The sequence below is a fragment of the Paenibacillus favisporus genome, from assembly GCF_040545415.1.
GTDB classification, from domain to species: Bacteria; Bacillota; Bacilli; order Paenibacillales; family Paenibacillaceae; genus Paenibacillus_AQ; species Paenibacillus_AQ favisporus.
The window spans coordinates 1,694,987-1,716,798 of sequence record NZ_JBEPLV010000001.1 but is presented as its reverse complement, the minus strand read 5'-3'; the positions used below and the strand labels follow the sequence as shown (position 1 = coordinate 1,716,798).

At 54.2% G+C, this 21,812-nt stretch carries 21 protein-coding genes; 17 read left to right on the top strand and 4 right to left on the bottom strand.

Features of this window, described 5'->3' with window-relative positions; all coding sequences use genetic code 11:
• Nucleotides 1-15: 15 nt before the first annotated feature.
• From nirB to ABID47_RS07920, 12 genes are all read left to right on the top strand, one after another.
• Nucleotides 16-2,142, top strand: coding sequence for a nitrite reductase large subunit NirB (nirB, locus tag ABID47_RS07975; protein WP_354495608.1), 2,127 nt, complete (start codon nucleotides 16-18; stop codon nucleotides 2,140-2,142).
• Nucleotides 2,139-4,256: an assimilatory nitrate reductase catalytic subunit NasC gene (gene nasC, locus ABID47_RS07970; protein WP_354495606.1), complete on the top strand. Its 2,118-nt coding sequence runs from the start codon at nucleotides 2,139-2,141 to the stop codon at nucleotides 4,254-4,256. Before nirB ends, nasC begins: the two co-directional genes overlap by 4 nt.
• A gap of 152 nt (nucleotides 4,257-4,408) precedes the next feature.
• On the top strand, nucleotides 4,409-5,263 hold the full coding sequence (locus ABID47_RS07965; RefSeq protein WP_354495604.1) for an NAD-dependent epimerase/dehydratase family protein: 855 nt from the start codon (nucleotides 4,409-4,411) through the stop codon (nucleotides 5,261-5,263).
• A gap of 164 nt (nucleotides 5,264-5,427) precedes the next feature.
• A complete protein-coding gene (locus tag ABID47_RS07960; RefSeq protein WP_354495772.1) occupies nucleotides 5,428-6,243 on the top strand; it encodes a MerR family transcriptional regulator in 816 nt (271 codons plus the stop codon).
• Nucleotides 6,236-6,616, top strand: a complete 381-nt coding sequence (locus ABID47_RS07955) for a DMT family transporter (protein ID WP_212983820.1) — start codon at nucleotides 6,236-6,238, stop codon at nucleotides 6,614-6,616. Before ABID47_RS07960 ends, ABID47_RS07955 begins: the two co-directional genes overlap by 8 nt.
• The gene (locus ABID47_RS07950) at nucleotides 6,616-6,930 is read left to right on the top strand and encodes a DMT family transporter (protein WP_354495602.1); all 315 of its coding nucleotides are present in this window, start codon (nucleotides 6,616-6,618) and stop codon (nucleotides 6,928-6,930) included. The genes ABID47_RS07955 and ABID47_RS07950 overlap by 1 nt, the downstream gene beginning before the upstream one ends.
• A gap of 261 nt (nucleotides 6,931-7,191) precedes the next feature.
• Nucleotides 7,192-8,214, top strand: coding sequence for a LacI family DNA-binding transcriptional regulator (locus tag ABID47_RS07945; protein WP_354495600.1), 1,023 nt, complete (start codon nucleotides 7,192-7,194; stop codon nucleotides 8,212-8,214).
• 165 nt (nucleotides 8,215-8,379) lie between these two features.
• Nucleotides 8,380-9,801 carry an extracellular solute-binding protein gene (locus tag ABID47_RS07940; RefSeq protein WP_105442892.1) on the top strand — a complete coding sequence of 474 codons (1,422 nt, stop codon included), beginning with the start codon at nucleotides 8,380-8,382 and terminating at the stop codon, nucleotides 9,799-9,801.
• 45 nt (nucleotides 9,802-9,846) lie between these two features.
• Nucleotides 9,847-10,725, top strand: coding sequence for an ABC transporter permease subunit (locus tag ABID47_RS07935; protein WP_105442891.1), 879 nt, complete (start codon nucleotides 9,847-9,849; stop codon nucleotides 10,723-10,725).
• Nucleotides 10,726-11,601 carry a carbohydrate ABC transporter permease gene (locus ABID47_RS07930; RefSeq protein ID WP_244169143.1) on the top strand — a complete coding sequence of 292 codons (876 nt, stop codon included), beginning with the start codon at nucleotides 10,726-10,728 and terminating at the stop codon, nucleotides 11,599-11,601.
• Nucleotides 11,602-11,626: 25 nt separating this feature from the next.
• On the top strand, nucleotides 11,627-12,925 hold the full coding sequence (locus ABID47_RS07925; RefSeq protein ID WP_354495597.1) for a CehA/McbA family metallohydrolase: 1,299 nt from the start codon (nucleotides 11,627-11,629) through the stop codon (nucleotides 12,923-12,925).
• A gap of 176 nt (nucleotides 12,926-13,101) precedes the next feature.
• Complete coding sequence (locus tag ABID47_RS07920; protein WP_354495596.1) at nucleotides 13,102-13,623, top strand: GNAT family N-acetyltransferase; 522 nt, start codon at nucleotides 13,102-13,104, stop codon at nucleotides 13,621-13,623.
• Between the two features lie 132 nt (nucleotides 13,624-13,755).
• Here ABID47_RS07920 and ABID47_RS07915 read toward each other — a convergent pair whose 3' ends face one another.
• Complete coding sequence (locus tag ABID47_RS07915; protein ID WP_354495595.1) at nucleotides 13,756-14,874, bottom strand: Ada metal-binding domain-containing protein; 1,119 nt, start codon at nucleotides 14,872-14,874, stop codon at nucleotides 13,756-13,758.
• Between the two features lie 169 nt (nucleotides 14,875-15,043).
• On the opposite strand from ABID47_RS07915, the gene ABID47_RS07910 reads away from it, so the two are divergent.
• From ABID47_RS07910 to ABID47_RS07895, 4 genes are all read left to right on the top strand, one after another.
• Entirely contained in the window at nucleotides 15,044-15,682 is a 639-nt protein-coding gene (locus ABID47_RS07910) for a bifunctional transcriptional activator/DNA repair enzyme AdaA (RefSeq protein ID WP_354495770.1), read from the top strand.
• A complete protein-coding gene (locus ABID47_RS07905) occupies nucleotides 15,648-16,220 on the top strand; it encodes a methylated-DNA--[protein]-cysteine S-methyltransferase (protein WP_354495594.1) in 573 nt (190 codons plus the stop codon). Before ABID47_RS07910 ends, ABID47_RS07905 begins: the two co-directional genes overlap by 35 nt.
• Nucleotides 16,210-16,923 carry a 2OG-Fe(II) oxygenase gene (locus tag ABID47_RS07900; protein ID WP_354495593.1) on the top strand — a complete coding sequence of 238 codons (714 nt, stop codon included), beginning with the start codon at nucleotides 16,210-16,212 and terminating at the stop codon, nucleotides 16,921-16,923. The genes ABID47_RS07905 and ABID47_RS07900 overlap by 11 nt, the downstream gene beginning before the upstream one ends.
• A gap of 274 nt (nucleotides 16,924-17,197) precedes the next feature.
• A complete protein-coding gene (locus tag ABID47_RS07895; RefSeq protein ID WP_354495592.1) occupies nucleotides 17,198-18,028 on the top strand; it encodes a sugar phosphate isomerase/epimerase family protein in 831 nt (276 codons plus the stop codon).
• 561 nt (nucleotides 18,029-18,589) lie between these two features.
• Here ABID47_RS07895 and kduD read toward each other — a convergent pair.
• Genes kduD through kduI form a run of 3 tightly spaced genes read right to left on the bottom strand, consistent with a single transcriptional unit; the run spans nucleotide 18,590 to nucleotide 21,003 of the window.
• The gene (kduD, locus tag ABID47_RS07890; RefSeq protein WP_089547374.1) at nucleotides 18,590-19,336 is read right to left on the bottom strand and encodes a 2-dehydro-3-deoxy-D-gluconate 5-dehydrogenase KduD; all 747 of its coding nucleotides are present in this window, start codon (nucleotides 19,334-19,336) and stop codon (nucleotides 18,590-18,592) included.
• A 37-nt stretch (nucleotides 19,337-19,373) separates the two neighbouring features.
• The gene (locus ABID47_RS07885; protein ID WP_354495591.1) at nucleotides 19,374-20,138 is read right to left on the bottom strand and encodes a DeoR/GlpR family DNA-binding transcription regulator; all 765 of its coding nucleotides are present in this window, start codon (nucleotides 20,136-20,138) and stop codon (nucleotides 19,374-19,376) included.
• A gap of 31 nt (nucleotides 20,139-20,169) precedes the next feature.
• Nucleotides 20,170-21,003 (bottom strand): 5-dehydro-4-deoxy-D-glucuronate isomerase, encoded by an 834-nt coding sequence (gene kduI / locus ABID47_RS07880; RefSeq protein ID WP_076165337.1) that lies wholly within the window; start codon nucleotides 21,001-21,003, stop codon nucleotides 20,170-20,172.
• Between the two features lie 262 nt (nucleotides 21,004-21,265).
• Here kduI and ABID47_RS07875 point away from each other — a divergent pair, with 262 nt between their 5' ends.
• Nucleotides 21,266-21,796: a GNAT family N-acetyltransferase gene (locus ABID47_RS07875; RefSeq protein ID WP_354495590.1), complete on the top strand. Its 531-nt coding sequence runs from the start codon at nucleotides 21,266-21,268 to the stop codon at nucleotides 21,794-21,796.
• Nucleotides 21,797-21,812 lie beyond the last annotated feature (16 nt).

Genomic DNA, 21,812 nt, shown 5'->3' with positions numbered 1-21,812 from the left:
GCGGAGGTGACTGCAATGGGGAAGCCCAGGCTTGTCGTAGTCGGCAACGGGATGGCAGGGATGAGATGCGTGGAGCATATATGCGATTTTGCGCCCGACCGGTATGAAATCACTGTGTTCGGAAATGAGCCCCATCCCAATTACAACCGGATTATGCTGTCAAAAGTGCTCCAAGGCGGAACAAATGTAGATGATATTACGATCCATGATTGGGCTTGGTATACAGAACGGGGGATTTCCCTGTATACAGGAGAAACTGTACTTCGCGTCGATCCCGACCAGCAGCGGATCTACACGGCATCCGGGCGTGTGGAGCCTTATGACCGGCTCATTATTGCGACCGGCTCCTCGGCCTTTATGCCCAAAATCCCAGGCATTCATAAGCCGGGAGTGACGGCTTTCCGGAATATCGCAGATTGTGAGCGGATGATGGAAGCTTCTCGAACGTATAAGCATGCAGCCGTAATCGGTGGAGGACTGCTCGGATTGGAAGCGGCAAGGGGACTGCTAAACCTCGGCATGGAGGTCGATGTCATCCATAACGCTTTGTATCTGATGAACCGGCAGCTGGATGCCTCCGCAGCGGAGATGCTGAAGCGGGAGCTGACCCAGCAGGGGATGCGTTTTCTGGTTGAAAAACGAACGGAGCGTATTCTCGGCAGGAAACGTGCGGAAGGCCTGCAGTTCTCTGACGGCAGCCGGCTTGGGGCTGACTTGATCGTTCTGGCTGTGGGCATTCGTCCGAACATTTCCGTAGCGGAAGCCAGCGGCATTCGCACAAACCGGGCGATTGTCGTGGATGATTATATGCAGACGAGTGCTGACCATGTATATGCCGTTGGGGAATGCGCGGAGCACCGCGGCATTGTCTACGGCCTGGTAGCCCCGTTATATGAGCAGGCACGCGTACTCGCCATGCATTTATGCGGGCGGCACACGGAGCCCTATCCGGGCTCAGTCCCTTATGCACAGCTTAAGGTGTCAGGCGTCGAGGTATTTTCCGCCGGGCTGATCCAGGGTGGAGATTGCGAAACGGCGCTGCAGCACTTCGACGGCGTGAAAGGGACCTATAAGAAGGTGACGATGAAAAACGGCAGGATAGCCGGAGCTGTGCTCTTTGGTGACACTTCGGAAGGGACGGAGCTGTTGGGCTATTTAAAGCGGCGGGCGCCGGTGTCCGCCTTGAAGGCTCAGCCTGCCGGGGGGAATTCTTCACTGGCCAAAACGGCCGAAGCTATGGGGGATCAGGACACGGTTTGCAATTGCAACAGTGTCACAAAAGCTGCCATTATGGAAGCCGCCGGTCTGGACGAGGCACAAACCGTGGACCAGATCCGGGAGCGGACCAAGGCGTCCGGTTCTTGCGGAGGCTGCAAGCCGATGGTGGCCGCGATTCTGGAGCTGGCGAAGTCCTCAGGAGGGAAGAAGGCGGCTCCGGCCGCTGCTCCGGTGCCGATCTGCGGCTGCACGGACATGGACCGTGCAGCGATCAGGGCCGCACTGTACCCGGGCAGCGATGCGAGCGTCCAAGCGGCCCTGCTGCGTCTGGGCTGGAAGCGCCCGGACGGCTGCCCGGTATGCCGATCGGCCGCCGCTTATTATCTCGGCATCCATCGCTCCGCCGACGGCGGAGAGCCCATGATCCGCGTGTCGGCAAGCTCGGTCGTCTCACCAGGAATTCCGCATTCGGACGCCGGGCGGATCGCGCTCGAACTGGAGCGAAGAAGTACAGGATGGTTCATGCCGGCACGGGTAGGCATCGCGGTGTCTGCGGGTCCGCGCGACCCGGCGGGCATCCTTGTACATGATCTCGGGATCGGTGCATCCCCGGCCGGATGGGAATTGTACGCCGGCGGACATATGGAGCATCCGGTCAAGCCGGCTCAACTGGTCGGTGTCCTGCCCAATGCCGGGGACATCATCGACATGGCTCTCGGCTGCCTTGCGCTGTACCGAGATTCCGCCTATTATCGGGAACCGGTGTGGGAGTGGCTGGAACGATACGGGCTTCATCGTTTACGGGAGAAGCTGCTCGATCCCGATGAGCGCGAATCGCTGCTCGAAACGATAAGCATCACTCAATCCACAGGAATCGACGCACAATCCGACATACACTCTGAAGAAAGGACGGTGGGCATATGACCTTGACGATGAATACGCAATGCCCTTTTTGCAGCGTGCAGTGCAAAATGACCGTAGAGATTGCACCCGGGGAGGCCAGGCAGCGATCGGGTTTTCAGGCGACGGGAGTCCCCAATGCCGCGTCCGAGGGGCGGCTGTGCGTGAAAGGGATGAACGCACACCAGCATGCTTCAAGCCGGGACCGCCTCCTGTATCCGCTGGTACGGAAGAACGGAGAATTGGTCCGCGCCTCTTGGGAAGAAGCATTGGACACCGTCGCAGCGCGGTTCTCGGCCATTCAGGAGGCGTACGGCCGCGATGCCGTCGGTGTATATGGCGGCGGTTCTTTGACGAATGAAACGGCGTATGCACTTGGCAAATTTGCGAGAGTGGCCCTCCGAAGCCGGTACATCGACTATAACGGGAGATTTTGCATGTCGGCTGCGGCATCGGCCGGGGTGAAGACGTTCGGGATCGACCGGGGGCTGACCAATCAGCTGTCGGAAATCCCGCTAGCCGAATGCATTATCCTCGCCGGCACAAACATCGCGGAGTGCCAGCCAACCCTCATGCCTTATTTTATCCGGGCGAAAGAGAATGGAGCATTCATCATCGTCATTGATCCCCGGGCAACCGCGACTGCAGAGCTGGCGGATCTTCATCTCCAGGTGAAGCCGGGAACCGACAGCGCTTTGGTGAGCGGTATGCTGAAGGTCATCTTGGACGAAAATTTGATCGACTCGGCATTTATTCAGAGCCGCACAACGAATTTTGACCAGCTCAAGGCTGATTTGCTCCGAATAGATTTGGAAGGGATTGCCGAGTTAACAGGCGTAAGCGTTGAGCAGATAAGAGCCGCTGCCGTAACTTACGCCAAAGCGGGCACCGGCATGGTGTTTACTGCGCGCGGCGTAGAGCAGCATGCCGATGGGCATATGGCGGTCCGGAATTTTCTGAATATGGTTCTGGCCACTGGGAAAATCGGCAGGGAAGGCTGCGGCTACGGTGCCGTTACGGGCCAGGGGAACGGCCAGGGAGGCCGAGAGCATGGACAGAAGGCGGATCAGCTGCCCGGCTACCGTTCGATCGAAAATGAAAACGACCGCGCGTTCGTGGCAAAGGTTTGGGGAATTCCGCCCGAAGAGCTCCCAGGGAAAGGGGTATCCGCCTATGAAATGATGGAGCTCGTATACAAGGAACAGATCAAAGCGTTATTCGTCATGGGCTCGAATCCGGTTGTTTCTAATCCCCATGCTTCGATGGTGGAGGAGGGCATCCGGAAGCTTGATTTTCTGGTCGTCGCCGATATGTTTCTGTCCGAAACGGCAAAATACGCGGACATTGTCCTGCCGGTCACTTCCTATATGGAAAACGAAGGGACACTGACGAATCTGGAAGGCCGCGTGCTGCTGAGGGAAGCAGCCAGACCGGCGCCGGGCGAGACGCTCCATGATTGGCAGATCTTGTGCTCGGTTGCGGAAAGGCTCGGCAGAGGGACTTATTTTCCGTTTAAGGATGCAGAAGAAATTTTTAATGAGCTAAGAAAAGCCAGTCAGGGCGGGATTGCCGACTACTTCGGGATCACTTACGAACGCCTGCGGCGGGAAGAAGGCATTTACTGGCCGTGCCCGTCAACCGACCACCCGGGGACAGGGCGGTTATTTGAACGTTCTTTCGCTCACTCCGACGGACTTGCCCGGTTTCAGACGGTACCTGTTGCTTCACAGGGCGAGGAAACGGACGGCGAATATCCGCTCATCATGACCAACGGCAGGGTGCTTCCGCATTATTTGACGGGCGTTCAAACCCGGCGCAGCCCGGTGCTCGCCGCAAAGTTCGTGGAGAGCTTCATGGAGATTCACCCGCTGACCGCGCGTAAGCACCGGATTGAAGACGGAGCGCTCGTGCGCGTCAGTTCCAAACGGGGGACGGTTACCGTACGCAGCCGGTATTCTGACAAAATTCGTGAGGATACCGTATTTATACCGATGCATTGGGGAGACGCTCAGAATGTGAATTTGGCCACCAATCCGGAGCTGGATCCATACTGCAAAATGCCTGATTTTAAAGTCAGTGCTGTCCGGGTTCGGCCGCTTGCCGAAGAATGGCCAGAGGATGAAGGGGAGATCATCTAGAAAAAATACACGGCATCTCTGACTTCAGCTTTAGGTTTATTTTCAAATTGGTCTGCTCCAAACCGCTGTGGATTGGCCCTTATTCCCGTCAATGACTCATGCTACAATAGCCGTGTCATGGAATTTACGATGCATGAAAGGGGAGAGGGCGCATGAATATTTTGATCGCAGGCGCTTCCGGAGCTGTCGGCCGTATGCTGGTGCCACGGCTGGTCCAGGCCGGCCATACGGTGACAGGTACGACTCATCGGCCGGAAAACATACAAGTCATTGAATCATTGGGAGCTAAAGCCCTCGTCGCGGATGCATTTGACCGGGATGCTACTTTTGCAGCAGTCCGCGAAACAAGCCCGGAAGTCGTCATCCACCAGCTGACATCCCTCGGCAGCCGGGTTTTCGCGGAAAACTCCCGCATTCGGGTGGAAGGAACCCGTCATTTGGTCGATGCCGCCCGCGAAGCCGGCGTGAAACGAATCATTGTCCAGAGCATTGCGTGGGCTTATCAGCCGGGGAATGGTCCGGCGACCGAAAATGTACCTCTGGATGTCGAATCTGCGGATCCTTCCCGTAAACGTACCGTGGATGCCGTTGCTGCACTTGAGGAGACCGCAGCGGAAATTCCGGAGCATGTCATTCTTCGCTACGGGTTGTTTTATGGTCCCGGAACATGGTATACGAGCGGCGGGTATATGGCCGAAGAGGTGCGTGAAGGACGAATGTCTGCCAATAAAGGAGTTTCCTCATTCGTACATGTGGAGGACGCCGCCCATGCCGCATGCCAAGCGCTGGATTGGCCGTCCGGTGCTTATAATATTGTGGATGACGAGCCGGCACGGGGTACCGATTGGCTCCCGATTTTTGCAGAGTCGGTCGGTGTTTCCCTGCTGCACACCGCTGCAGGTGAGGGGCAGCCTTGGGAACGTGGTGCGGCAAATGCCAAAGCCCGCGGACTGGGATGGAAACCGCTGTACCCCTCTTGGCGAACCGGTTTTCGAGGGAGTCATTAAAGCTTACGAAGTACACGAATGCACCGCTTATCAGACATTGGACAGCCAGGGCTGTTCCGATGCTCTATAAGGGGTGCTTTTTTTGTCGGGAAACCAGCGGTATTTGTGCTTGACTCTCACCTATACGTGAGGGTTTAGTATGGATATGGGAGGTGCTTAAGTTGATGTATAAAATTGGACAATTGGCCAAGGAGGCCGGTATCTCCATCCGCACGCTGCGCTATTACGATGAAATGGGTATCCTGACTCCCTCTTTCGTATCTGATGCCGGATATCGGTACTACAACGAAGACGACATCATGAAGCTGCATCACATTACGACTTTGAAGCAGCTTGGGTTTACACTGGGACAAATCCGAAACGTCTTAGAGGCAGAAGCCGGAGGGTCTCACGCCGAAAAATGGACACACGCAATTCGGATGCAGCTTGATTTGCTCCAGGATGAAAAGCATCGCCTCGAGCTGCTCGAGCGCCGGCTGCTGACGACGCTGCGCACGATCGAGCTCCGGGGTGACGTGCCGGTGGAAGAACTGGTCCTGTTCATCCAGATGCTCCATTCAAGAGAAGCCGACTCGGCAGCAAAATCCGTCCAGCGGAACAACAGGGTTCGGCAGTTTGCTCCCGATGAGCTCCCGATTATCGAGAAGCTGCCGAAGATTGATGAGGATGATCCGCGGTCGGATGAATGGATCGGCCTGCTGCGGGACATTCATCGCCACATCGAAGAGCCGCCGGATTCACCGGCATCCAGACAGTTGGCACAGCGGCTGCTGACCATTGGCGAAGGGTGGTTTGATGGCCGGGAAGACGTGCTGGAGAAGTATTGGGAGTGGATTCGCCCCGAAGCCGGGGCAAGCGAAAAGGTCCTCGGACTGGATGAAGATACGATAAACTACATCGACCGCATCGTCGACGAGTATTTGCGGCACGAGCAAGAGCAGCAAACGGATAAGGCGAAAGGAAGGGATCGAAATGAATGAGCAAGCAAAAACCGCGACGCCAGCGAAACCCGTGAAACCGCGCAAACCGTTAAGCAAAAACCAGGCGTGGGCTTATGTGGCGATCGGGGGAATCCTCGAAATCGTCTGGGCTTCAGGCTTCAAATATGTGGAGATTCCCTCCATCATCGTACTGATTGCCCTGCTGACGAGCTTTGAGCTGGTCATCCGTGCAGCGAAGGTTCTGCCGGTCGGGACAACCTACGCCGTTTTTGCCGGGATCGGCACGATCGGAACCGTGGTTGTGGAAGCTGTTTATTCCGGTGGTATTGGCCTCCTGAAAGTCGGCATTATTTTGCTCTTATTGCTGTTTATCATCGGTTTAAAACTTACCAGCGGGGAGGAACACAGCTAATGGCTTGGGTGCTGCTTATTGCTGCCGGATTGCTTGAAATCGTCGGCGTGATCGGAATCAAAAGGGTATCGGAACATAATAACTGGACCAACAACCTCATTCTTATCGGCGGTTTCATCGCAAGCTTTTCATTGCTGGTCAGAGCGATCGAGTCGATCCCTCTGTCGACGGCTTATGCGGTCTGGACCGGGATCGGTTCGGTTGGAGCGGCCGTTGTGGGCATGATGTTTTTCAAGGAATCGAAAACGCCGGTTCGACTGTTTTGCATCATGGGCGTCATCGGCTGTGTCATCGGGCTTCGGCTTGTTGAGTAAACCGCAGCATATCTGAATAAGACATCAATGCAAAACCCCGCTTTGCGGGTTTTTTTTGTGCTGAAATCCAGCGTGCGGAGCGGGATGTGCCAAACCGCTGGACAAGAAAAAACGGTTTAATGCCGGAATTGATCATCGAATGTTCAGGTTTTACATACATATTTCATGAACATGGAACGTTTTTAACAAAACCGGTTTAATGTAGGACTTGTACTTGAGACAAATTCCAAGCCAAGACATGAAGGAGAGGATTAGGCGAACGTGGTTACGATTGCTGATGTAGCAAAAGCTGCGGGGGTTTCGAAAGGTACGGTATCCAGCGTGTTCAGCAAGAAACGTCCCATCAGCAAAGAAGTCACGCAGCGTGTGCTTAAGGCGGCGGAGGAATTGAATTACAGGCCGAATTACTGGGCAAGGAGCCTCGTAAACCGGAAAACCAACATTATCGGGCTGAACATGCGCAGCGAGAAAATGCCGCTGGACGCGTTCCAGCACGAATTGCTCGACGGCATGATGGAGGTTTGTTATGAACATGGCTACCGGATATTGATCAACATTTTGCAGCCTTCCCTGCTGAAGCAGGTGGAGCTTATCGCTTCAGATCCGGTGGACGGAGAAATTTTGCTCGACCCGATTCATGACGATCCCCGAATTGAAGACCGGCTGAAGAGACACGTCCCCATCGTTGTGGTAGGACGCCCATCAGGTGAACGGGCCGGACAGGTATGCTCCGTCGATAACGACAATATCGCGGCGGCCGCCAAAGCGGTCAGGCTTCTTCTATCGCAAGGGCACCGGCGTATTTTGTTTCTCAACTCGGCGAAGGACCGGACCGTGGCGGAGGATCGGGAGCTGGGTTATTATTTGGCCCACCGCGAATCCGGTGTGGATTCGCTGGCAGGACTGATCCTGAACAAGCCGGATGACGATGGAACCTCGATCCGCTTCGGATACGAGATGACCCTGCAGATGCTTCGCGAACATTCTGGAATTTCCGCCATCCTGGCGGACAACGAATCGATGGCTATGGGCATTTATCAAGCGGCGGAAGAGCTTGGACTTGTCATTCCCGCTGATCTTTCCGTTATCGCTTTCAGCGGAGGCGACCATTTCCCGCCCGCGATGCATCCACCGTTAACCGGGATGAGGCTGGATGCAAGAACAATCGGCATGGAAGCGGCCCGCCTGCTGATCGAGCAGGTGACTGCCGGCGCAGTTGGGGTTAAGCGGATACTCCTTCCGTCCGAACTGGTGGAGCGCGGTTCCTGCGCGTGCACCCATTAAACCGTTTACACATTGCTATCTATAAGAAAAACGTCTATCGACGTACCTTCAAAGAAGACAGACCGCGTCCAGTGGAAGTTTTTCTTGCGATTATAGAATCGTTCAGCTCCGCTGAAAATTTATCATTCTATAATCTAAAAAAAATCATGGTTGGAGGTGTTTTGAATGAAAAGAAAGTCAGGTATTTTGATGGCAACCCTGCTGGCAGGTTCACTCCTGGTCTCGGCATGCAGTAGCGGCGGAGGCGACACGGGTAAGGCGGCGGAAGGGGGAGCGGATACCGGCAAACAGCCGGAAATGAAGCTTCGCATTCTCTCCGCTAACGTCGGCGGGAAAACTCCGGATGAGATGAAACAGTTCGAGGCTGAGATTAAGCGGTTAACCGGCATTGACGTGACGATCGAAAAGCCGGCGAGCGACTACGACCAGAAAGTGCTGACCGTGCTGGGTTCGGGCGAGAAATACGATCTGATCGAGCTCAGCGATCTTGGCAAGCTGGATCAATTTGTCGGGCAGGGTGCGGTGACGGATCTAAGCGATTTTGTTAAGGGGTCGAGCACGCTCTCTGATCCGAAGGTGATTCCCACCGCTGAATGGGATCAGCTGAAAGACAAGGATGGCAAAATCCATGCCGTCTTCACGAAATTCCAGGGCGGCACGATGCCGATCGTCCGTAAGGACTGGCTGGATAAGCTGCATCTGCAGGAGCCGAAAACGCTGGACGAATATTATCAGGTGCTAAAAGCTTTTAAAGAGCAGGATCCGGATGGCAACGGCAAAAACGACACCTACGGCTTGAGCACGTCCGGCTTATATGACATTCAGGGGTTCATGAGTGCGGCCGGTTTGAAGTACCGCTATGTGATGAAGGACGGCAAGCGGACGATCCCGTATGCTTCCGACGAAGCGATTCCGATGTATGAATGGTTTGCCAAGCTGGTCAAGGAAGGCATCATGGATCCAAACTTCGTAACGAACGATACAGGCAAAATGCGCAACCTGTTCCTGACCGACCGGGTCGGCATGGTGACGTACTGGGATGCCTGGGTTGGCATGTTCAACAACCTGCGTAAAGAGCAGGATCCGAATACAACGTTCCAGGCGGAAGCGATCGCCAGCGCCGCCGGTCCGGACGGCAACATCCTGATGCGCCGGGGCGACCCCGACTTCTGGATCGTGCCGCAAAATGCGCCGCATGTAGAAGCGGCAGAGAAATTCCTGGAGTTCTGGAACTCCAAGGACGGCATCACCCTCGGCAGCCTTGGTATTAAAGACGTCGATTATACCGAGAGCGGCGGCCAATATACGCTGACGGCAGAGGGCAAGGAGCACAACATGGACCATGGCGTGCCGTTCTGGTACAACGAAAACGTCAAGTCCCCGTTTGACAAACTGCCGGGCGTCGAGGCCGCCCAAGAACTGGTCAAACAGCATGCGACGCTTGAACTAGCCCTTCCAGGCTGGCCGGACGCGGAAAAAATCGTACAAAATTACGCGCTGAAAGCCATGTCCGGGGAAATGCCCGCCGCCGATGCCGTCAAGAAAATGCGGGAGGAACTGAAGAGCGCGAATTTGATCGACGAATAGCTCCCGCGGTTTGATTTTACCCGATAGGATGTGAAGTTAGACAAGATGAGAGCGATTCGTAAATACGGCGTACTCTATGCCATGATGCTTCCCGTCGTCATTTACTTTATCATTTACGGTTATTATCCGCTCGCGCGGGGACTGCAGATCAGTTTTCAGGACTACAAGCTGATGGGCGAACGTCCCTATATCGGATTTGCGAATTATGCGGCAGTGTGGCATGATCCGTTTTTCTGGAAAGCACTGGGCAATACGGTGGTGATCGGGGGAGGCATTCTGGTCTTCGGATTTGTCGCCCCCCTGGTCATCGCTTTATCCCTGAATGAAGTCATGACGGCATGGTTTAAAAAAACGGCGCAGATGCTGCTCTACATCCCGCATTTGCTGTCCTGGGTCGTGATCGGGGGAATGTGGATCTTCCTCCTTTCGCCCGACACCGGTATCGTCAATTTGGTGCTTCACAAGGTGGCCGGCATCGAACCTATCCATTTTCTGGCCGAGTCCACCTGGGCGAGATGGGTCATGATCCTGGTCTCCACATGGAAGGACATGGGCTACAGCTGTATCCTGTTTCTTGCCGCGATCGTTTCGATTAATCCGTCCTTGTACGAAGCAGCCCGCATGGACGGGGCTACCAGGTGGCAGCTTGTGCGATTCGTGACACTTCCCCAGCTGAAAGGAACGATGAAAGTCATTATCCTGCTGAATACGCTCGGGGTGCTGAGGATCTTCGACCAGGTCTTTGTCCTCCGCAATCCGTCGACTTCTTCCCATGTCGATGTGCTGATGATGTACACGTTTCAGAAGGGCATTATGGAGATGCAGGTTGGCGTGGGTGCGGCCGCGAGCTTTTTCGTTCTGGTCTTTACGCTGATTTTGACGCTTGCCGTGCGGACACTAACCCGATTTGACGAGGTGGAATAGATGATGAGACACGCGAATTACGGTTTGAACGCGAAGCGGATGACGGTGTTCGATTGGCTCAACGCCTTGTTCATTATCTGCCTGATGCTGACGATGATCATTCCCTTCCTGAACGTCATATCGCTCTCGCTGTCCTCCGGGGTTGCGTCCATGCGGCCGGATATCATCCTGTTTCCCAAAGAATTCAGCTTGGATGGATACCGCACGATCTGGAACAGTCTGGATCTGTGGAGACCTTTCCTGAACAGTACGATCGTGACGGTCTTCGGAACGCTGCTGCATGTGCTGCTGTCGTCGCTGGCGGGCTATGTGCTGATCCATCCACGGGTACCGGGAAAACGGCTGATGATCACCTTCATCCTGATTACGATGATGATTCCGCAAGAGGCGGTGCTGATCCCGCTGTATGTGGTCAACAAGGATTTCCACCTGATCAACACGCTGACGGTGCTGGTGCTGTCCGGACTCGTATCGGGGTTTTCGATCCTGCTGATGCGGAACTTCTTCATGAGCATCCCCTACGAAATTTCGGAATCCGCCAAAATCGACGGTGCGGGCGACTTCTGGATCTTCGCGGCCATTTATATGAGGCTGGCGACCGCCGGATTGGCTACGGTGACGCTGTTTGAGTTCGTGGGACGATGGAACATGTTCACGGCACCGCTGATTTTCATCAATGACAGCTCGAAATATACGCTGCAGGTAGCTCTGAAAGCCATGATTATCGATTCAAGCACGTCTTCCAGCAACTACCTCATCACCACGAATGTAAAAATGGCCGGAATCATGATCGCCATTCTGCCGCTGATCGTCATCTATCCGTTTGTGCAGCGGTTCTTTATGAAAGGGATCATGCTGGGTGCCACGAAAGAATAATAGGATGAAAGAGGGGGAACACGACATGCAGGCACATATGAATAAGACGGAACCTTTGCCGGTCGTAACGATCGGGCGGCAAGTGAACATATCTCCCGAAGAGGAGAAAACGTACCTGGAAGTGCGCTTTCACGTTCCAGCTGATGCTGAACGGATCCATGTCGCTTACCAATACGACCGCGCTGACGGGAAGACGGTGATTGACCTCGGCCTGCGTTCCCCGGAGCGGATCGTCGGCTGGAGCGGCGGTGCCAGAACCGAAATGTTCGTCGGACTGGAAACCGCGACCCCCGGATATGCCTCGGGCGATATCGCCTCAGGAGAGTGGGCCGTGCTGCTGGGAGCCTACAAAGTGCCGGATGAAGGAACGGAGGTTTCGGTCTCCATCGAGATCCAGCTCAAGCATAAACGGTGGATTCCAGGCGATTTGCATGCCCACACCTATTACAGCGACGGCAAACACAGCGTCGGCGAGGTTTCCCGCTCGTGTCTGGATAAAGGGCTTGCCTTTCTCGCCATGACCGACCATAATACGTTCTCCCAAAACCGGAACACCCTGGTGAAGACGGAAGAGCTGCTGCTCATCCCAGGCGTCGAGATGACCAATTATAAGGGTCATGCGAATTTGCTCGGACGGCTGGATGCGCTGGAGGACTTCAGGGTGTATACGGTGGAACAAGCTTCGGAACAGCTGGCCAAAGGAAGGGAAAAGGGAGCGCTTGCGGTGCTGAATCATCCTTTCTGCCCGGATTGCCCGTGGGAATTCGGCTTTGACGTTCCGTTCGATGCGATCGAGGTGTGGAACGGCCCGTGGCGCGAGCTGAACGAAACGGCGGTAAGCTGGTGGCAGGAGCGCCTGGCCGAAGGCCGGCGGATCGTGGCTGTGGGAGGGAGCGATTTCCACGGTCCCCATCCATGGGTTCAGCATGGACGGCCGACCGCGCACGTGCGGTCGGAGTCACTGACCGCAGCCGGAATTCTGGAAGGGATTCGCCGGGGAAATGTGGTGCTGACCCTTGATCCGGACTCCACGTTTATCGATTTTCAGATCAATGGCACTTACGCCGGGGATCAGGTACAGCGGAACTCTGAGCGTGGGACTGTTGTGATGGAAGCCGTGATCCGCCGTGCCCAGGGAGATCAAATCAGCCTGTGGTCCGACCGGGGATTGGAGCGGCAGTGGACGGCAGCGAATGACGAGCTAACCTTGACCTGCGAGCTGCCCCAAGACCGGCTCTTTTACCGGATGGAGGCCAGACGCGATATAGGGGAACTGGGGGCACAGGTGATGACCTGCCTGACCAATCCCGTCTATTTAAGATAATTTGATCATAGAACATTTCAAGAGGGTATATTGCTTTTCACAAGAATGTCTAGCGTTTATAATCGATCATAGAAGTGGGTACAGTCTATTGACCGTATTCACTTTTTTCTTTGTAAAGCGTTAAAATGATGATTAACAGCATGTAGCGGCATCATCATCAACAAGGGGGTAATCCCATGAATGTTATCATTAGACAAGAAAAACTTGAAGACATTAACGAAGTCTACGATGTCGTTCAAAAAGCATTTGAAGATGCTTACTATTCAGACCACGATGAGCATCATTTGGTAAAAAGGCTTAGAAATTCGGCGAGCTATGTTCCGGAATTGTCCCTTGTAGCCGAATGCAGGAACAGAATCGTGGGTCATATTCTTTTTACGGAAATAAAAGTGGGGAATCATACGCTGATTGCCCTAGCACCTGTTGCTGTATTACCAGAAATGCAAAGCAAGGGCATTGGGAAGTTGCTGATTATGGAAGGCCACAAAATCGCTGCACAGCGTGGTTATAAGGGTTCTGTCGTTATGGGTCATGACAAATATTATCCGAAATTTGGCTATAAGAAAGCCAATTCATATGGCGTTAAAGCGCCATTCGACGTTTCTGACGATCATTTCATGGCTGTTGAGCTTATTGAGGGTGGTCTTACCGATGTCCATGGCGTTGTAGAATATGCAAAGGAATTTTTCGAAAATTAGAAATATGATGTAAGATATTTTGGCAGGAACTTTAGCCAATCTGCGTTGGTCTTAGAGTAAAAAAACAAAACCGTTAAGCCGATCATCTGCGATGGCTTAGCGGTTTTTATAGCGTTAATTTGTTGGCGCACCCTAATACAAGACTCTCCACAGGTAAAAGGTGGCGTATGACTCCCAGCCCGACCAGCCTGCGGACAACTGCCGGATTTCCGCCTTGGACGGCTTACTGTCTCTTCCCAAAATATGCTTCATGGCGTTGTGCAGCCCGACATCGTCGATTGGAAACGCCGACGGAAACCGCAGGCACCGCATGGATACGTAGTTCGCCGTCCAAGGCCCGATCCCCCGGATACTCGTCAGCATCTTTTCAGCTGCCTGATGGCTTCCGGTTTGAAGCAGTCCCAGCTTGCTGAGCTCACCGGTGGCAATTCGCTTTGCGGTATCGATCAGGTATTCGCATTTTTTGACGGTCATCCGCAGCACGGCAAGATCTTCAACAGAACATGCCGCGATTTTGTCCGGTGTCGGATAAATCCAGTACGTTTCTCCCTCGCAATCCACACTTCTTCCGAAGTTCTCCACCAGGCGTCTTTTGAGCGTATAGGCATAGGTCAGGTTGATTTGCTGCCCAAGGATTCCCCAGGTGACGGCCTCGAACAAGTCGGGGATGCCCACGGTCCGCAAGCCTCGGAAGGACTGCACAGGACCTTTCAAGAGGGGATCGGATTCGGCCAAACGATAGAAGGGGACGATATCCCGGTCCAGATCGAACCACTCCCGCACATAACGGGCCACCTCGGCGCGTACCCATTTGCGGGAAGGGGCCGTATCACCAAGAAAACGGACTACCAGCTCCCGGCAGTCTCCGGTACGGATTTCGATCACTGGTGTCTCGTCTGCGACGGACAGCGCTTTGTAAATCCGGTTGTTGTCGATCCGGTGCAGACATTCATTGGAGGAGCGCAGCAAATATTTAACGTTTTCCTCGAAATTGAATTCAGCAGGGACGAAGAGCTTGATCTCGTGCTTATGGTCTTCCCAGGAGCCGCGGGGAAGGGTGGAGCAGCAATTTCTGCATGGCCGGTACCCCGCAAGCTCGGCTTCTTCCCGGGTATGGAAGCGAATTGTATTTTCAGGTTTAGGATGACCGCCGCACCACGGGGTGCAATAAATGTTCATTGTGGTGACGCCCGTAAAATAAGGAGCATCCCAGACCGAATGCATCGTCTCTTGTCGGCATGTTGTAGACATAAGAGGTCCTCCTTTGCATCTTGCTTACCTTACCAGTGTATACCGAAACCTGGACGCTTTCATTTCGTTATCTTGCTTTTACATTCCCAACTTCATCCCAAACGGCTCAAAGAAGGGTATACTGGGGGTGGAGGTGAGGCAGATGAAGGATCACAGGAATGACCGGGATATGGACCAAACCGAGATAAAGCGCCGGATAAAAGAGGATATTCCGGAGGAAAAGTGGCAGGCGATTGTTTCCAACGATGCGGCGTATGATTTCCGTTTCTTTTACGGGGTCAGCACGACGGGGATTTTTTGCCGGCCTTCCTGCAAATCCAGACCGCCTAATAAGGAGAATGTACGGATCTTTCAACATGCGGAAGAGGCGCTGGCGGCCCGCTTCCGTCCGTGCAAGCGGTGCAAGCCGACCGGCGAGAAGCTGCCCGATCAGGAATGGGTGAACCAAATCACCGATTATATCGACCGTCATTTTCGGGATAAGCTGTCTTTGGAACATTTGGCTGATGTCTGTCACGGAAGCCCCTTTCATCTGCAGCGGACCTTTAAGCGGGTGCAGGGTATCAGCCCGGTTGAATATATCCAGCGCAAAAGGATAAAGGAAGCGAAACACCTGCTGGCCCACACGGACCAATCCATCACGGAGATTGCCGCGGGGGTCGGGAATTCGAATGTCCCGTATTTTATTACGTTGTTCAAAAAAATGACGGGCCAAACGCCGCTGGAATTCCGGCAAATAAGGCAGCACGGTGCTGCCCTGGAGGTGCAAACATATGAATATGAACATGATCACGGCAAGCAAAACTGACTTGGTAACCCTGTATTGGGACAGGCTCGACGGAGACGGCTGGAGCCTTTATGCAGCCGCTACGGCCCAAGGGCTCGGTTATGTCGGTTCCCACGACGGTTCGTTTGATGAACTTGAAGCCTGGGCGGCGCAGCGTTATCCGAACCATGAATGGGTTCGTGATGAAGTGACAATGCTTCCTTACCTTACGGAGATCGCTGAATATCTCCAGGGAACAAGAGAAGAATTTACGATTCCGATGGACGACCGGGGAACCCCGTTCCAGCGGGAGGTATGGCAGGCACTCTGCTCCATTCCTTATGGGCAGACCACAACCTATTCCGAGATCGCACACCAGATCGGACGCCCGGCTGCGGTGCGGGCCGTTGGCGCGGCGATTGGAGCCAATCCGGTGCTGATCATGGTGCCCTGCCACCGTGTCATCGGAAAGAATGGAGCGCTTACGGGATACCGCGGCGGCCTCGATATGAAGCAGAGGCTGCTTGCTCTCGAAGCGGGTCAGTCCATCCCGGTTAGGGGACCGCATCATGCCAGCTAGATTCCTGGAGCGGATTCAGGGGGTGGACTGGGGCGCGCTTCGGAAGACGTTAGACGATCAAGGGTATGCCAAGCTGCCTGCCATTCTAACTCCGGAAGAATGCGAAGAACTGATTGGAACTTACGCAAGCGAAGAACTGTTCCGCAGCACGATTTCGATGGCCCGGTATCGCTTCGGCAGCGGAGAATATAAATACTATGACCGCCCGCTGCCTGCGGCGGTCCAGCAGCTCAGGGAATACCTGTACCCGGAGCTATCCCGGACCGCCAACCGTTGGCATGAGCAGCTCGGCATGGATGCGGGGTATCCGGCGTCCCTTGACGAATTTTTGGAAGAGTGCCATCGGCAAGGCCAGCTGCGGCCTACTCCGCTGATCCTGAAGTACGAAGCCGGGGGCTATAATTGCCTGCATCAGGATTTGTACGGCGAAGCGTATTTTCCTTTTCAAGTCGTGTTCGCCCTGAATCAAAGGCAGCAGGATTACACCGGCGGAGAGTTTCTGCTGGTAGAGCAGCGTCCGCGGGCGCAGAGCCGGGGGCATGTGGTCACGCTCGAGCAGGGTGAAGGGCTGATTTTCCCGACGAACTACCGGCCGGTTCAAGGGACTAAAGGCTATTACCGAACCACGCTCCGTCACGGGGTGAGCACGGTACAGACTGGTATTCGGTATACGCTCGGTGTTATTTTTCATGACGCCACCTGAGCGTATCCCCTCCTTTTTTTGAAATGTCGCGAGCCTGTATTGACAATGCTAATCGGAAGTTACAGTATTAGGGGAGATGCAATCGCTTTCAGGTTGAGGTGGGTTTTGGGGCGGCAGGGCATCGTCCACAAACGTGTCTTATCGTCAGACCCTATGCTAACACCGCATTAGGAACGCGATCGAACTGCCCGATTCCTTATGGATTAAGGGGTTAATATGGGTTTTACCATATTTCACAATACGGGCAGCAACTACAGGAAAGTGTGGGGATTGGATGCCAAATTTATCGCTGACGACGTGGAGTCTGCACCGTAATCTGGGACCGCTGCGCTGGACGCAGTGGGATGATGAGCGGAAGGAACATGTCACCCGGGTAGAGGAGCAGCCGGAGAAGCTCTCACTGCTTGAACTGCCGGCTGTGCTGAGAGACAAGGGCTTCACCACGATGGAAATTTGCCACTTTCATTTCAAGGACACGAGCAGCAGCTATCTTCAAGAGCTTCGTGAGGCGATTCAGCAGGCGGGGATGCGTTTTTATACGCTGCTTGCCGATTACGGCGACATCACGAATCCGGATGAAACGCGCCGTGAGGCAGATATGGAGTGGCTGCAGCGCTGGATCGATATTGCGTCTGCTGCGGGTGCTGAACGGATCCGGATTATCGGCGGCGATGCCGATCCCGGCGATGCCGAAGCGCTCAAGCTCGCCGCCAGCCAGCTCCAGCGGCTGATCGATTACGCGGCGGATAAACAGGTCCGCATCGTCACCGAGAATTTTCATGCAATGACCTCCACGGCGGACAACTGCCTGGCTTTGCTGGATGCCTGCGGCAACCAGCTAGGATTGACGTCGGATTTCGGCAATTTTAAGGGGCCGACCAAGCTGCAGGAATTGTCCAGAACGATTGCCAGAAGCGAATCCATCCACGCCAAAGCGCAGCAGGACGAACAGGGTAACCTCGACGATGCGGAATTTATTTCGTGCATGGAGCTGGTGAAGGAGCATCGGTATGAAGGACCGATTACGATCGTCTATGATGGTCCCGGCGACATGTGGGACGGCATTGATCGGGTAAGGAAGTTAGTTACTCCGTACTTAGGCTGACAATGACGTCTCCTATGGCTGGAGGTTGAACATGAACATAATATGAAAGTTCAAAAGGCGATTTGCTTCGGGGGAAATTCCCTGCGGCAGGTCGCTTTTTTATGGATGCTTGTTTATTATAACGCAACATTGTTATGTTCCATTATGTGGACAATTACGGGCTAATAGGTATTTTCAGCACGGTTTGTCGTTTTGTCGATAAAAAGCGCCATCATCGCGCAACATGTCGAAGGGAAGGAGGAGGGGGAATTTATCGATAAACTATCATTTTTATAATAAACCATTTGTTTAGCCCATCGGTACATCTTTTCGAAACATTGTTACGTCTGATGAGCGGACAAATCCGGATGATTCAGCCTGCCTGGCGATGTCATGCTGGCACATATGATGAAAATGAAAGGCGGAAGAGCTTCCATGGTCAGAATCTCGAAAATGGCTCCATTCGGAAACAATTCGAGCATGCTGTTAAAGTGGGAGACTTCAGCATATAAAAAAGCTGTGCATTTCAGAGGAAGGGAACGGTTCCCTTTCTGTAATGCGCAGCTTTTATTGATTATGCCGTTATCTAGCCAACCATCCTCCGTCGACGCAGAGGACGTGGCCGTTGACATAATCGGATGCCTGGGAAGCGAGGAAGACAACCGGACCCTTCAAATCTTCCGGCGTGCCCCAGCGGCCTGCCGGAATCCGGTCCGTAATCGATTGGAGACGTTGCTCGTCCGAGCGGATCGGCGCCGTATTGTTCGTCTCCATGTACCCGGGGGCAATGGCATTGATCTGGACGCCTTTACCAGCCCACTCGTTGGCAAGCGCTTTGGTGATTCCGGCAACCGCGTGCTTCGCCGCCGTATATCCCGGCACATTAATGCCTCCTTGAAAAGTAAGCATGGACGCAATATTGATGATTTTGCCGCTGCCGCGCTCGAGCATGTGGCGTCCGGCGAGCTGGCTTAGGAAGAACACGGTGTTCAGATTCAAATTGATCACGTCGTTCCAATCCTGGCGCGCATGATCCGCTGCCGGCGTACGGCGGATGATACCGGCATTGTTCACCAAAATATCGATGCCGCCATAGAAGGAAAGCGCCTGCGCAAACACTTGATCCAAGGCGTCCGTGTCGCTTAAGTCGGCGGAAATTTGCTCCGCCTTCCCGCCAAGCTTGCGGATCTCCTCGACCGTCCGGTCACTGTTCGTCGAGGAGATGCATACGACCGAGGCGCCGGCTTCCGCCAGGCCAACGGCCATGCCTTGTCCCAGGCCGCCGGAGGTGCCGGTGACCAGGGCGATTTTACCCGTCAAATCAAACATCGTATATCAGTCCTTTGCATGGGATAGGTTGGATGCTTCACTGCGCATTCGCCACTTCGAGACGGGCGCCCGCTTGGCGAACGGCATCAGCGAATTCAGGGCTGCACCCTGAGTCGGTAAGGATCGCTTCGACTTCGTTCAGCTTCGCAAACGTCAGCAGGGCGCTTTGTCCGAATTTGTGATGGTCCACCACAGCGTAACAGGTACGCGCGGTCTCGAGGAGCGCCCGTTTGATGTCCAGAAGTTCTCCGGTGTAGATCGTCAGTCCGTCTTCGGGATGCAGGCCCGTTGCCGACAAAAACGCCTTGTGGATATTCAGCCGCCGAACATAGGTCACCGCTTCCGGCCCCGCCAGCATGTTCCGCACGCGGTAGCCTCCGGGGACGACAAGCCGGATGGCGTCCTTGCGGGCAAGTTCCGAAATGATGTGGACATCGTTGGTGACGACGGTCAGGGGCTGGTTGTCCAGCGCCTTGGCGATTTCAAGCGTCGTGCTGCCGCCGTCCAGCGCGATGACGTCATTCGGTTCGATGCGCGATAGGGCCAGGCGGGCAATATCCGCCTTCTCCGAAGCGTGGCGCGCCAGCGGTTCCTTGGTGGACAAAATGCCGAGCTGGTCGCTTTGCGCCAGAATCGCTCCGCCATGCACCCGCTGAAGCAGACCTTTGTCCTCCAGCTTGGCCAGATCCTCGCGGATCGTCTTGCCGGTGACGTTCAGCCGTTCGCTCAATTCGGCAACCGTCACCTCCTGTTTGGCCAGGAGCAGTTCCATGATGTTTTCGTAGCGGCGTAAAGGGTTCATTGGTTATTCATCCATTCGTTCGAGTTTTATCTTATTTTAATTCATCCATGCCGACAGGGTCCATATCTTCAAAGATTTGGTTCTCGCCGGCCATGCCCCAAATGAAGGTATAGCTGTTTGTTCCAACGCCGCTGTGGATGGACCAGCTTGGGGAAATAACACCCTGTTCGTTGCGGACGACGAGGTGGCGGGTTTCCTGCGGCTCACCCATGAAGTGGAAGACGTTGCCGTCTTCCGGCATGTCGAAATAGAAGTAAACTTCCGAACGGCGGTTATGCGTATGGCACGGCATCGTGTTCCACATGCTGCCCGGCTTCAAGAGCGTCATGCCCATGACGAGCTGGCAGCTTTGGATTCCGCCGGTATGGATATAACGGTAGATGGTGCGCTCATTGGAATTGCTCAAGCTGCCCAGGTTGTTCGGAGAAGCTTCGCTGATGGCCGCCTTCACCGTCGGATAAGCTTTGTGGGCAGGCGTGGAATTCAGGTAGTATTTAGCCGGATTGGCTTTGTCGCTGCTGCTGAACACCACTTCCTTGGCACCGAGTCCCACGTATAGGCAGTCCTTCGAATCGATGGAATAGTCCGTGCCGTCGACGCTGATTGTACCCGGTCCTCCGACATTGATGATACCGATCTCGCGGCGCTCCAGGAACGTATCGGCACCCATCGTTTTCGGGTCGGCTTCGAGCTTGACGCTCTGATTTACCGGAACCGCGCCGCCGACGATGAAACGATCGACATGCGTGTAATAGAGCGTGAGCTGATCCGCTACAAACATCGACTCGATTAAAAATTCCTGACGCAGGCGAGCCGTATCAAACGCTTTCACTTCTTGGGGATGGGATGCGTATCTAATTTCCATGTTCGTACCTCCATAGGTTCATAATGGTTTATATCAGTTCTATAATGTTCATTATAGTTCATCCAGTTAGGATTTCAAGCATAATTTAAAGCGGATACATTTCCACAATTGACCAGCGATTCAGCGATCTGTTATGTTGAACTTGGAATGCAGATCTCTTAAATCGAGCGTTATATAAGTTGAACTAAAGAATACGGAGTGTACCAATAAACCATTTCGATGTTTCAACTTATTTAACTCCTACAATGATGGAGGTGAAGATATGCCTGAAACGATTAACATCCGGCCGGCGGAGGCTTCGGATCTCCCGTTTCTGTGGGAAATGCTGTTCGCTTCCATGTACACGCCGGAAGGGGAGCCACCATTATCCCGCGATATCCTTGCACGCCCTGAAATATCGAAGTACCTGGACGATTGGGGAAAGGAAGGCGACATGGCCTTCATTGCCGTCTCCAGCGAAGGAGAGCGGCTGGGATCGATCACGCTCCGGTTGTTTGATCCGGAACATCCCGGATACGGGTATGTGGACGAGAATACGCCGGAGCTGGGCATGGCCATCCTGCCGGAACACCGCGGCAAGGGGATTGGAACCCTGCTTATGCAGCGGGCGTTCGAGGAGCTGCTCGCTGCAGGGATACCGTCCGTATCCTTAAGCGTGGACCCCAGAAACCGTGCGATGAAGCTGTATGAACGATTTGGGTTCACGGAGGTCGGCATGTCCGGAACTTCGATCACGATGAAAGCGCAGGTTCACCGTTCGGGCATTTCAGGGAGCCGAGGAACCAATACATAAATCGAAAGCGGGGAAC